Annotated in this window: 14 protein-coding genes (1 of these 14 cut by a window edge); 1 reads left to right on the forward strand and 13 read right to left on the reverse strand. The window is 46.7% G+C overall.

All coding sequences use genetic code 11. The annotated features are described in order from the left end of the window. A protein-coding gene (locus AKN87_RS08760) for a nucleoside recognition domain-containing protein (protein WP_053100758.1) crosses the window boundary here: on the reverse strand, positions 1 to 1154 show its 5' portion. Its footprint begins 73 nt before the window's first position; the window shows 1154 of its 1227 coding nt (coding positions 1-1154); the start codon lies at positions 1152 to 1154; its stop codon lies off the left edge, out of view. A 3-nt stretch (positions 1155 to 1157) separates the two neighbouring features. Next, entirely contained in the window at positions 1158 to 1934 is a 777-nt protein-coding gene (locus tag AKN87_RS08765) for an N-acetylmuramoyl-L-alanine amidase (RefSeq protein WP_053100759.1), read from the reverse strand. Positions 1935 to 2043: 109 nt separating this feature from the next. On the opposite strand from AKN87_RS08765, the gene AKN87_RS08770 reads away from it, so the two are divergent. Then, positions 2044 to 2448 (forward strand): NINE protein, encoded by a 405-nt coding sequence (locus AKN87_RS08770; RefSeq protein WP_053103185.1) that lies wholly within the window; start codon positions 2044 to 2046, stop codon positions 2446 to 2448. A gap of 50 nt (positions 2449 to 2498) precedes the next feature. On the opposite strand, the gene glmU is transcribed toward AKN87_RS08770, so the two are convergent. From glmU to AKN87_RS08825, 11 genes are all read right to left on the reverse strand, one after another. Next, positions 2499 to 3860: a bifunctional UDP-N-acetylglucosamine diphosphorylase/glucosamine-1-phosphate N-acetyltransferase GlmU gene (gene glmU / locus AKN87_RS08775; protein ID WP_053103186.1), complete on the reverse strand. Its 1362-nt coding sequence runs from the start codon at positions 3858 to 3860 to the stop codon at positions 2499 to 2501. A gap of 93 nt (positions 3861 to 3953) precedes the next feature. Continuing rightward, entirely contained in the window at positions 3954 to 4379 is a 426-nt protein-coding gene (locus AKN87_RS08780) for a F0F1 ATP synthase subunit epsilon (protein WP_053100762.1), read from the reverse strand. Positions 4380 to 4458: 79 nt separating this feature from the next. Then, entirely contained in the window at positions 4459 to 5835 is a 1377-nt protein-coding gene (gene atpD, locus AKN87_RS08785; protein ID WP_053100763.1) for a F0F1 ATP synthase subunit beta, read from the reverse strand. A gap of 30 nt (positions 5836 to 5865) precedes the next feature. Continuing rightward, positions 5866 to 6744, reverse strand: coding sequence for a F0F1 ATP synthase subunit gamma (gene atpG / locus AKN87_RS08790; RefSeq protein WP_053103187.1), 879 nt, complete (start codon positions 6742 to 6744; stop codon positions 5866 to 5868). 49 nt (positions 6745 to 6793) lie between these two features. Continuing rightward, positions 6794 to 8338 (reverse strand): F0F1 ATP synthase subunit alpha, encoded by a 1545-nt coding sequence (gene atpA / locus AKN87_RS08795; protein WP_053103188.1) that lies wholly within the window; start codon positions 8336 to 8338, stop codon positions 6794 to 6796. Between the two features lie 17 nt (positions 8339 to 8355). After that, complete coding sequence (locus AKN87_RS08800) at positions 8356 to 8892, reverse strand: F0F1 ATP synthase subunit delta (protein WP_053100766.1); 537 nt, start codon at positions 8890 to 8892, stop codon at positions 8356 to 8358. Positions 8893 to 8904: 12 nt separating this feature from the next. After that, the gene (locus AKN87_RS08805; RefSeq protein WP_053100767.1) at positions 8905 to 9375 is read right to left on the reverse strand and encodes a F0F1 ATP synthase subunit B; all 471 of its coding nucleotides are present in this window, start codon (positions 9373 to 9375) and stop codon (positions 8905 to 8907) included. A gap of 83 nt (positions 9376 to 9458) precedes the next feature. Beyond that, positions 9459 to 9698: a F0F1 ATP synthase subunit C gene (gene atpE / locus AKN87_RS08810; RefSeq protein WP_053100768.1), complete on the reverse strand. Its 240-nt coding sequence runs from the start codon at positions 9696 to 9698 to the stop codon at positions 9459 to 9461. A 71-nt stretch (positions 9699 to 9769) separates the two neighbouring features. Next, positions 9770 to 10582, reverse strand: coding sequence for a F0F1 ATP synthase subunit A (gene atpB, locus AKN87_RS08815; protein ID WP_053103189.1), 813 nt, complete (start codon positions 10580 to 10582; stop codon positions 9770 to 9772). A 15-nt stretch (positions 10583 to 10597) separates the two neighbouring features. Next, positions 10598 to 10996: a F0F1 ATP synthase subunit I gene (locus AKN87_RS08820; RefSeq protein ID WP_080995546.1), complete on the reverse strand. Its 399-nt coding sequence runs from the start codon at positions 10994 to 10996 to the stop codon at positions 10598 to 10600. Positions 10997 to 11121: 125 nt separating this feature from the next. Further along, complete coding sequence (locus AKN87_RS08825; protein ID WP_053103190.1) at positions 11122 to 12009, reverse strand: ParB/RepB/Spo0J family partition protein; 888 nt, start codon at positions 12007 to 12009, stop codon at positions 11122 to 11124.

The following is a 12009-nucleotide window of genomic DNA, read 5'->3' on the forward strand; positions in this document are numbered from 1 at the left end:
ACAGCATGGCGTGCCCGTTGAATGCCCACTGCTCCAAAATAGACAGCCAACACATAAAACGTAGTTTCAGTACTACCTTGAATAGTGGCTGCCGCTAATGCAGCAAAACTATCCACTCCCTGAGCTTGCATCGTTTCAATCAGCATGGCTCTGGCGGCACTGCCAGAAAAAGGCTTCACTAAAGCAGTTGGTAGTGCGTCAACAAAGCGACTATCCCAATTAAACCATTCAACTAACCAACGAATACCTTCTAAACCAAACTCTAAAGCGCCTGATGCTCGCAGCACACCAACAGCACAGAGCATGGCTAATAAGTAAGGCAAAAGATTTTTAGCAACATCAAAACCCTCTTTCGCCCCTTCTATAAAAGCTTCGTAAACTGGCAGGCGTTTAATCGCCCCTAAAATTAAAAAACTGAGGATAATGCCAAATAGCGTGAGGTTTCCTAAGAGCGATGACAAGCTGGCCAAAGCTACCGCGCTCAATCCAGATAAGATGGCAATAAAGCCCCCTAACCCTAGTGCAGCAGGAATAAAGTAGGCAAGCACTACTGGATCCCAGACCCGCAAACGCTGCATAAAAGCAACTGATAATAAACCCACTAGTGAAGAGGCGCTGGTTGCTAACAAGATAGGCAGAAAAACTAGCGTTGGATCTGCAGCCCCCTGTTGCGCGCGATACATAAAAATTGAGACCGGCAACAAGGTCAAAGAGGAGGCATTTAGGACTAAAAATAAAATTTGTGCGTTACTGGCAGTGGTTTTTGAGGGGTTAAGCTCTTGCAAAGCACGCATCGCCTTTAAGCCAATCGGGGTTGCGGCATTATCTAAACCAAGACCATTGGCAGCAAAGTTTAACGTAATTAACCCAAGCGCGGGATGTCCTTTGGGAACCTCGGGCATCAAGCGGGCAAATAAAGGGCCTAATAACTTCGCCAGTAATTCAACTAAACCCGCTTTTTCGGCAATTTTAAGCAATCCAAGCCACAAGGTCAGGGTGCCAAACAATAAAATCATCACATCGACTGACAGTTTGGCCATACTAAATAAGCTTTCAACCATGGCGGCCCACACCTCGGGCTCACCACCTAGCCAACGTACTAAACCAGCTACCGCAGCAACCAGAAAAAAACTTAACCACAATCCATTTAACATGAGTTAGCCTTTATGCTGATTCAGTACATAAAGCAGTGCTGCCGTCTGCGCATCTGGCTGACCATCAAAGTTTTGTGGACGATATTTCATTTGAAACGCCGCAAGTACTTGATGTGTCTCTTGATCCCACTCACCATGCTGCTCAACCTGATAGCCTACTTTAGCTAGCTGCTGCTGAAACCAAAGTGCGCTGGGCTGTTGATAAAATCTAGGAATGAGCGCATTTACTTGCTGCGTATCTGGCCAGCTGATTAAACCCTCATCGGCTAAACGCTTCCAAGGAAATAAAGGACCGGGATCAAATTTACGTAAAGGCGCTATGTCGCTATGGGCAATGATGCTGTCTTTACCTAGCTGATGGCGCTGCATAATATCTTTGAGTAATACAATTAACTGATCAATTTGCTGATCATTCCAGGAATACCAGGTCTTGTTACCTGCAGCATCTTCAGTAAAGCCCTTATTCACCATCTCAATCCCAATTGAATTAGCATTTAAAAAGGTTTTACCTTGCCAAGCACTCACTCCGGCATGCCATGCCCGACGATTTTCATCAACTAACTGATAAATTTTAGCCGTCCGATCATCAATTAAATAATGACTACTCACTTGCTCTTGAGTTAGTAAATACAGTGAGCGATCAAAATCAGTCGCGGTATAGTGCAAAACGATGTACTGCACTCGACTATCCTGCCCTTTGGCCTGATAACTTCGATCAATGTTTAAGCCCGAACAGGCGCTTAACAATAAAAAACTAAAAATTATTAAGTATTTCTGCATTTTCGCCCTCTAATCCAGACTCAACTGACTTACGATTAAATTGTCCTAGGTAAAATATCAGACTTCTCGCTACAGATTCATACCTAGCAAATAAATAAGGTTAATTTTTATGACGTACGTACATCCTACCCATAGCCCTATTATTGGTTACGCCCTGTGGATTTTTGGCTTTCTAGGCGCCCACCGCTTTTATTACGGTAAACCCATTACTGGAACCCTATGGTTTTTCACCTTAGGTTTATTAGGGATTGGCTGGATTATTGACTTATTGTTAATACCCGCAATGAATCGTGAAGCCGAGTCGCGTTTTACCTCTGGACGCTTTGACTACAATGCCGCTTGGTTATTACTGACCTTTTTAGGGCTATTTGGCCTGCATCGCTTTTATCAGCATAAATGGATTACTGGGATTTTGTATCTGTGCACTGGCGGCTTATTTTTATTAGGTATTTTATATGACTTCTGGACCCTAAATACCCAGATCTCAGAAAAGAACCGCTTACGCTTTGATTAATAGCAGTAAATAACCCAGCCAGTGTTCAGTACTGACTGGGTTGTATTTGGCTACTTGTTCTTCGTTGGACGTGGCCAGTTTTCACGAATCCGCTGATCGGCACGCTCTACAATTAAAGCCCCTGCAGGAACATTTTTACTCACAGTAGAACCGGCGCCGGTAGTCGCCCCTGCGCCAATCTCTAAGGGAGCAACCAGTGAGCTATTGGAGCCAATAAAGACATCTTCACCCATCACCGTCTTAAACTTATTAGCACCATCGTAGTTACAAGTAATAGTTCCAGCGCCAATATTGGTCCGCGCCCCTACTTCGCTGTCACCTAAATAAGTAAGGTGTCCAGCTTTTGCACCTTCACCTAAATAGGTGTTTTTGAGCTCAACAAAGTTACCCACATGGGCTTTTGCTGCCAAAACAGCCCCTTGACGTAAACGGGCAAAGGGACCACAGTCAGCTTCGGCTCCCACCTCCGCTCCCTCAAGCACACTATTAGCTTTAATGATCGCACCGGCACGTAATACGCTGTCTTTAATCACACAGTTAGGGCCGATTTGTACGTTATCCTCGATCACTACCTGACCTTCTAGAATGACATTAATATCAATCAGCACATCACGCCCAACACGCACTTCACCGCGCAGATCAAAGCGCTGTGGGTCACGTAAAGTAACGCCCTGAGCCATTAGCTCACGCGCAGCGCGGTATTGATAATGACGCTCAAGTTCAGCTAACTGGATACGGTCATTCGCACCTTGTACCTCCAGTGGATCAGCTGCAATTTCTGTGGCTACTGTGACGCCATCTGCTACAGCCATAGCAATAATATCGGTCAAGTAATACTCACCTTGAGCATTGTCATTGGATAAATGCCCTAACCACTCAATTAACTGCGCGGTTGGTACTGCCAAAATACCGGTATTCCCCTCACAAATAGTTCGTTGCTGCTCAGTTGCATCTTTGTGCTCAACAATAGCCTGAACCTCACCTTGGCTATTGCGCACAATACGTCCATAACCCGTAGGATCATCAAGCTTAACGGTTAATAAACCTAGCTGCTCAGAACTCACTTTAGCTAACAAACGCTCTAAGGTTGCGGCAGTGATTAAAGGGACATCACCATACAAAATTAATGTGTTATCGGCCGTCAGTGCTGGAATAGCTTGGGCAACCGCGTGGCCTGTGCCTAACTGTTGAGCTTGCTGTACAAAGCTAAGATTTTCACCTTGGATTACTTCACGTACTTGTTCCGCACCATGCCCAATCACCACCTGAATACTGTTGGGCTTAAGTTGCTCGGCAGTATGGATAACATGTCCAAGCATGCTGCGCCCAGCAACCGGATGCAGCACCTTAGGTAAAGACGAACGCATACGAGTACCTTGTCCCGCAGCTAGCACCACAATATCAAGTGACATATAGAATTCCTTCGACACTACTCAAAAATAAACCCAATAAAAAAGGGTAGCCTAGGCTACCCTTTTTCATACTACAGATGAAGCTATACCCAATTAACGACCTACTTTTTTGCGTAGCTCGTGGATGGTACGTAATTGTGCAGCAGCTTCTGCTAAGCGTACCGCAGCAGCGGTGTAGTCAAAGTCAGCGCTTGCATTTGCAATCGCACGCTGTGCTTCTTCTTTGGCTGCTAAAGCAGCAGCTTCATCAAGGTCAGACGCACGAATCGCAGTATCTGCTAATACAGTTACCATGTTCGGCTGAACTTCGATAAAACCACCAGAGAGATAGAACATCTCTTGCTCGCCACCTTGTTTAATCACACGGACTGGGCCCGGTTTAATGGTGGAAAGCAGCGGCGTGTGGCCAGGTAAAACACCTAAATCACCCATGTGACCATGGGCAACGACCATTTCAACCAAACCAGAGAACAGCTCTTTTTCTGCGCTGACAATATTGCAGTGGACTGTCATGGCCATATCAATCGCCTCAGTTTGTGGATCAGGCAGATGCTAAACACATCTGCCTATCCTTTGCATTGCGCTAGGCGCGTGCAAGTTAGAGTTTGTTTGCTTTCTCAATGGCTTCGTCGATAGTACCTACCATGTAGAACGCTTGTTCTGGTAGATCATCATAGTCACCATTTAGAATGCCTTGGAAACCACGGATGGTTTCTTTCAGCGACACGTACTTACCTGGCGCACCGGTGAATACTTCAGCAACGAAGAATGGCTGAGACAGGAAGCGCTGGATTTTACGAGCACGAGATACTAACTGCTTATCTTCTTCAGATAGTTCGTCCATACCCAGAATCGCAATAATGTCTTTCAGCTCAGTATAGCGCTGCAGTACATATTGTACGCCGCGGGCACAGTCGTAGTGCTCTTGGCCGATAACCATTGGGTCTAGCTGGCGTGAAGAAGAATCCAGTGGGTCAATTGCTGGGTAAATACCTAAAGAAGCAATGTCACGGGACAGTACAACAGTCGCATCCAAGTGGGCGAAAGTAGTGGCTGGGGATGGGTCAGTTAAGTCATCCGCTGGCACGTAAACTGCTTGAATAGAGGTAATAGAACCAGTCTTGGTAGAAGTAATACGCTCTTGCAGTACACCCATCTCTTCCGCTAGCGTTGGCTGATAACCTACTGCTGAAGGCATACGGCCTAACAGTGCAGATACTTCAGTACCCGCTAGGGTATAACGATAGATGTTATCCACGAATAACAGTACGTCACGGCCTTCGTCACGGAATTTTTCCGCCATGGTCAAACCGGTTAACGCTACACGTAAACGGTTACCTGGTGGTTCGTTCATCTGACCGTAAACTAGTGCTACTTTGTCTAGAACGTTAGAGTCGTTCATCTCATGATAGAAGTCGTTACCTTCACGTGTACGCTCACCAACACCAGCGAATACGGAGTAACCACTGTGCTCGATCGCGATGTTACGGATCAGCTCCATCATGTTTACGGTTTTACCAACACCGGCACCACCGAACAGACCTACTTTACCACCCTTAGCAAACGGGCAAACAAGGTCAATTACCTTAATACCTGTTTCTAGGATTTCGTTACCGCCTGCTTGGTCAGCGTAAGAAGGTGCTTCGCGGTGAATCGCCCAGCGCTCTTCTTCACCGATTGGACCGGCTTCGTCAATTGGGTTGCCCAGTACGTCCATAATACGGCCCAGGGTTTTAACACCCACTGGTACAGTAATTGGAGCACCTGTGTTTACTACATCTAAACCACGCTTTAGACCTTCAGTCGAGCCCATCGCAATAGTACGTACGATACCATCGCCAAGTTGCTGCTGAACTTCTAAAGTCGTTTCAACGCCCTGAACGTTCAGTGCGTCATAAATGTTCGGTACCTGCTCGCGTGGGAATTCCACGTCGATAACGGCGCCGATGATTTGAACGATACGTCCGCTACTCATATCTGGTTCCTCTGAATATTTGAACCGTTCTTAAACCGCGGCAGCGCCGCCGACGATTTCTGAAATTTCTTGCGTAATGGCTGCTTGACGAGCTTTGTTGTAAACCAACTGAAGGTTATCAATAAGTTCGCCGGCGTTGTCGGTTGCGTTTTTCATCGCAATCATACGCGCAGCTTGTTCACAAGCACTGTTCTCAACCACTGCTTGGTACACCTGGGACTCAACATAACGCACAATCAAATCATCAAGTAATTGCTGTGCGTTAGGCTCATATAGATAATCCCATGAACCCAAGCGAGGTGTTTCTACGCCTTCGTCATCTGCCGCATTAACCGCCAGTGGCACTAATTGCTCAACGGCTGGTTTTTGCGTCATGGTGTTGACGAACTTGTTAGAAACTAAATACACGCGATCAAGACGACCTTCTGCAAAACCGTCCAGCATGATCTTAATACTACCGATTAAGTCACTTAATGCTGGAGCTTCACCTAAGTCACTCACGCTTGCAACAACGTTGCCGCCATAACTACGGAAGAAGCTAGCGCCTTTTTTCCCGATGACGCAGAACTCTGCTTCAACGTTGTCGGCTTGCCAGTCCTTCATGTTATTAATTAAGGCCTTGAACAGGTTAAAGTTCAGGCCACCGCAGAGACCACGATCAGTTGAAACGAGGATATATCCTACGCGCTTCACTGGACGGTCAACCATGAATGCATGCTTATACTCGCTATTTGCATCGGCTAAGTGGCCAATAACTGCGCGAATATGTTCTGCATAAGGACGGCCTGCTGCCATGCGCTGTTGTGCTTTGCGCATTTTACTGACCGCCACTTTCTCCATGGCGCTGGTGATCTTTTGCGTACTTTTGATGCTCGCAATCTTGCTGCGAATCTCTTTTGCGCCTGCCATTTGACACCCTTCAGGTTAGCAAGCGGGAACACAATGCTCCCGCTGCGGCTTACCAGCTCTGAGTGGCCTTGAACTTCTCGATACCTTCTTTAATCGCGGCATCGATATCGTTATTAAAGTCACCCTTCTCATTGATTTTCGCCATTAAATCAGCGTAATCACGTTTGAAGAAGGCTAACAAGGCTGCCTCAAAAGCACCCACTTTGTTAACTTCAACGTCAGTTAAGAAACCACGCTCTGCAGCGTAGAGAGATACTGACATTTCAGCGATAGACATTGGTGCGTATTGTTTTTGCTTCATCAGCTCAGTAACACGCTCACCATGCTCTAGCTGCTTACGGGTTGCTTCGTCTAAGTCTGAAGCAAACTGGGCGAAAGCGGCCAATTCACGGTATTGCGCCAGAGCGGTACGAATACCACCTGAAAGCTTTTTAATGATCTTAGTTTGAGCTGCACCACCTACCCGCGATACCGAAATACCCGCGTTAACCGCTGGACGAATACCGGCGTTAAACATAGATGACTCAAGGAAGATCTGACCATCAGTAATAGAAATTACGTTGGTCGGTACGAAAGCAGAAACGTCACCTGCCTGAGTTTCAATGATCGGTAACGCAGTTAAAGAACCGGTTTTACCTTTCACTTCACCCTTAGTGAACTGCTCAACGTATTCTTCAGATACACGTGCTGCACGCTCAAGTAAGCGGCTGTGTAAGTAGAATACGTCACCTGGGTAAGCTTCACGTCCTGGTGGACGACGGAGCAACAGGGAAATTTGACGGTAAGCAACCGCTTGCTTAGACAGGTCATCGTATACGATTAACGCATCTTCACCGCGGTCACGGAAGTATTCACCCATCGTACAACCAGCATAAGCTGATAAGTACTGCAGAGCGGCAGATTCAGAAGCACTCGCTGCTACCACGATGGTGTTAGCTAAGGCGCCTGTTTCTTCTAATTTACGTACAACGTTAGCAATGGTGGATTGCTTCTGACCAATAGCTACGTATACACACTTAATGCCGCTATCTTTCTGGTTGATGATAGCGTCAATTGCTAAAGCTGTTTTACCAATCTGACGGTCACCAATGATCAACTCACGCTGACCACGGCCGACTGGAATCATCGCGTCCACAGACTTATAACCAGTTTGTACTGGCTCATCTACGGATTTACGCCAAATAACACCAGGAGCAACTTTTTCAATTGCATCGGTTTCTTTAGCGTCGATTGGACCTTTACCGTCAATCGGGTTACCTAGAGCATCGACCACACGACCTAAAAGCTCAGGACCTACCGGAACTTCAAGAATGCGGCCAGTGCATTTCGCACTCATGCCTTCGGTTAAACCTAAGTAGCTACCTAAAATAACTGCACCAACGGAGTCACGCTCCAAGTTCAGTGCCATACCGTAGATACCACCAGGGAATTCAATCATTTCACCGTACATCACATCGGCTAAGCCGTGGATACGTACGATACCGTCAGACAAGCTGACGATGGTGCCCTCATTACGGGCTTGAGCGGAAACATCAAGCTTAGCAATACGCTGCTTGATAATTTCACTAATCTCAGAAGGATTCAGTTGCTGCATGTGCCATGTCCCTCAAATCAGGATTTCAACGCTTCGGCTAACTTTTCAAGTTTGCCGCGGACCGAGCCGTCAATAACCAAGTCACCGGCGCGAATGTATAAACCACCAATTAACTCTGGGTTTACAGTCGCCTTCGGGGTGACGGTACGATCAAGCCGCTTGGATAAGGCGGCAGCCAATGTTTGGAGTTGCTCTGCGCTTAACTCGAAAGCCGACTGCACTTCGACATTTAATGAACGATCAGCTTCAGCTTTAAGCTGAGCATAGTTTTCGTACACTGCTGGCAACAAAGCCAGACGGTCGTTTTCGCCAAGTACATGAAGGAAATTAACAAACTCACCGCTTGTATTGCCTTCACACAATTGTGCTAAGAGCTCAACTTTGCCATCACGCGTTAACTCAGGATTGCCAAGCTGCTGGATAACCGCTGGCTCTTCCACTGCCGTAGCAGTCAGTGCCAACATGGCAGCCCACTCATCAGCTTGACTTGCTGTGGAGGCATATTCATAAGCTGCTTTCGCGTAAGGCCGAGCAAGCGTATTGGTATTCAGCATCGCTTGCCTCTCTTAAAGTTGTGCGGCCAATTGTTCGACCAACTTGTTATGCGCCTTAGAATCAATGCTTGACTCCAGAATCTTCTCTGCACCCGTTACAGCTAGTGCTGAAACCTGGCTACGGAGTTCTTCTTTGACGCGACTAACTTCTAGTTCAATCTCAGTTTTAGCACTGGCAATCAAGCGCTCGCCTTCGGCGCGGGCTTGTTGTTTAGCTTCTTCTACGATTTCGTTAGCAGTCTTATTTGCTTTTTCTAGAATTTCTGCAGCGGTCTGCTTGCTCTCACGTAATGTCTGTGAGGCTTTTTCTTGAGCAAGTTTTAAATCCTGCTCTGCGCGGCCTGCAGCATCTAAACCTTCAGCAATTTTTTTCTGACGTGCATCCATGGCTCCAGTAATTGGTGGCCATACGAACTTCATGCAAAACCAGACAAAAATAGCGAAGGCAATCAACTGACCGACTAGCGTCATATTAATATTCACTGATCAACCTCATGCTATTTGATTATTCACAGGGGCAACGCCCAAACGGCAGGCTCGCCTGCCGTTTAGTGAAACCAGTTAGATCAGCCAGCCATACCTGGTGCAACAACGAAGATCAGGTACATTGCAATACCAACACCGATCATTGGAACCGCGTCAAGTAGACCCGCCATGATGAAGGTTTTGGTTTGTAGCTGAGGTGCCAATTCTGGCTGACGCGCTGTAGATTCGAGCAGTTTGCCACCTAACAGAGCAAAGCCGATACCTGTAGCTAGTGCGCCCAGACCAATGATAATGGCGGCAGCGATGATTACAATTTCCATAGTAACTCCTAGGTTTTTTTAAGGTTTAAGGTTTAAGTCAAAGGTTTATAGAATTAACGCTCGCTTTCGCGTCAATGGTCTTCGTGGGCTGCGCTCAAGTAAACGATCGTCAGCACCATGAAGATAAAGGCTTGTAGCGGAACGACCAGAATATGGAAGATCGCCCAAGGCCCATATAGCGCCCACTGAACGTAAAACGGCAGTAGCGCAATCAGGATAAACACTACTTCACCTGCGTACATGTTACCGAACAGACGCAAAGCGAGGCTTAATGGCTTAGTTAACAGACCTAGGATTTCTAGGAATAAGTTAAAGGGCACTAAAGACCAGTGTTTAAATGGAGTAAAGGACAGCTCTTTGGCAAAGCCACCCACGCCTTTAATCTTGATGCTGTAGAACAGAATTAAGAAGAAGACGCCAATTGAGATACCAAAGGTACCGTTTGGATCAGCCGTAGGTACGTATTTGAACTCAGGAATTCCCATCCACGCAGCTAGACCTGGGATCACATCCACAGGAATCCACTTCAAACTGTTCATCAGCAAAATCCATATAAAAATGGTTAATGCCAATGGAGCAATCAGCGCGCTACGACCGTGGAAGGTGTCGCGAACCATGCCTTGTACGAACTCAACTGCAACTTCTACGAAGTTTTGCAAACCAGTTGGAACACCAGCATTAGCTTTTTTCGCGACGCGACGGAAAAGATAAAGGAAGATACAGCCCATTAAAATGGACATAACCATGGTATCTACGTGAATTGCCCAAAAACCCATGGCTTGGGCTTCTTCAGCAGTTTGTGCAAACTGCCAAGTACCGTCCAATTTTCCATAGGTTAGGTTTTGTAAGTGGTGCTGGATATATTCAGCAGGGGTCTGTGCCATAAACGCCTCAAACGCTCAACGCTTTAGAAAGCTTTTAGTCAATAGAAGTACTGATGCGGAAGTTATCTGCACCAAAATATAACCCACGAATACCATTCCGATATTCAAAGGTTTTACTCCAATAAACAGCACTGCAAAGAGCACTGCCGTTAAAACCATTTTACCTGCCTCACCCGCCCAAAATGACTGGATGACAGCATTTACCGAACGCGCGCCAAAATAACGAAAGGCTTTATAGGTAAAGTACGCGTTAGGTATAACTGCAGCTAATCCGCCTAATAAGGCCGAATATGCTGCTTTAAAATCAATCACACCCCACAAAATGGCGCCTAGTATACAACAAGCGAGCACTTGAATTAAGAGCGCCCTCAGGAATACCTGTTTTCGGAAAGGTGTTGATTGATTTTGTCGCATATTTTCCCTTTCCTAGCTTGTTTCTGCAGTAGATTTTGTCCTACTACCGACTAAACGCGCGCAAAGTATAGGGTGCCCGCGCTAAGCATTCAACTAGAAACGCTTTTTTTTCAACGATTCCATCGCTATTTAGCAAAGTGCTGCAACACTCCTTGCAGCTCATCAACGGAACTATAACTAATTACTAACTGTCCTTTGCCCTTTTGTCCGTGCTTGATCTTGACGCCAGCTCCCAATTTTTCAGCTAACTTCTGCTCTAAGCGCTTAATATCTGGATCAGCTTTAGTCGGCACTGGTGCCGGCTTAGGTTGTTGTAACTGTTTTACCAAGGCTTCGGTTTGACGAACCGTCATCCCTTTAGCGACTACCTGCTGCGCAGCCTCTACCTGTTGCTCAAGGGGCAACCCTAATAACGCTCGCGCATGTCCCATCTCTAAATCGCCATGCCCGACAAAGGTTTTGATTTCTTCAGGTAAACTGACCAAACGCAGTAAATTAGCCACCATAGAGCGTGACTTACCAACTACCTCCGCCACTTCTTGCTGGGTTAACTCAAACTCCTTTTGTAAACGCTGTAACGCTAAAGCTTCTTCTATGGGATTAAGGTCTTCACGCTGAATATTTTCAATCAGCGCCACAGCAATCGCTGCCTCATCGGGCATTTCTCGAATAATCGCTGGAATTTCGACCAATCCAGCTTGCTGAGCGGCGCGCCAGCGTCTTTCACCAGCGACAATTTCATAGCGCTCTTGACCAATCGCTCGCACAATAATCGGCTGGACTACGCCTTGCTGCTTAATCGAAGCAGCCAACTCTTCTAGCGCGGCAGGATCCATATCCTGGCGGGGCTGGTATTTGCCGCGCTGAATTAACTCAACCGACAACTCACGCAAACCTAACTGACTAGCTGCAGCTACTTCTGTGACGGGCTCTTTGGCTTGCTCAAGGGATACTTTGGCATCTCCAAGTAAGGCGCCTAAACCACGTCCCAACCCACGTTTCTTCACTGCCAT

The sequence above is a fragment of the Thiopseudomonas alkaliphila genome, from assembly GCF_001267175.1.
Classification (GTDB): domain Bacteria; phylum Pseudomonadota; class Gammaproteobacteria; order Pseudomonadales; family Pseudomonadaceae; genus Oblitimonas; species Oblitimonas alkaliphila.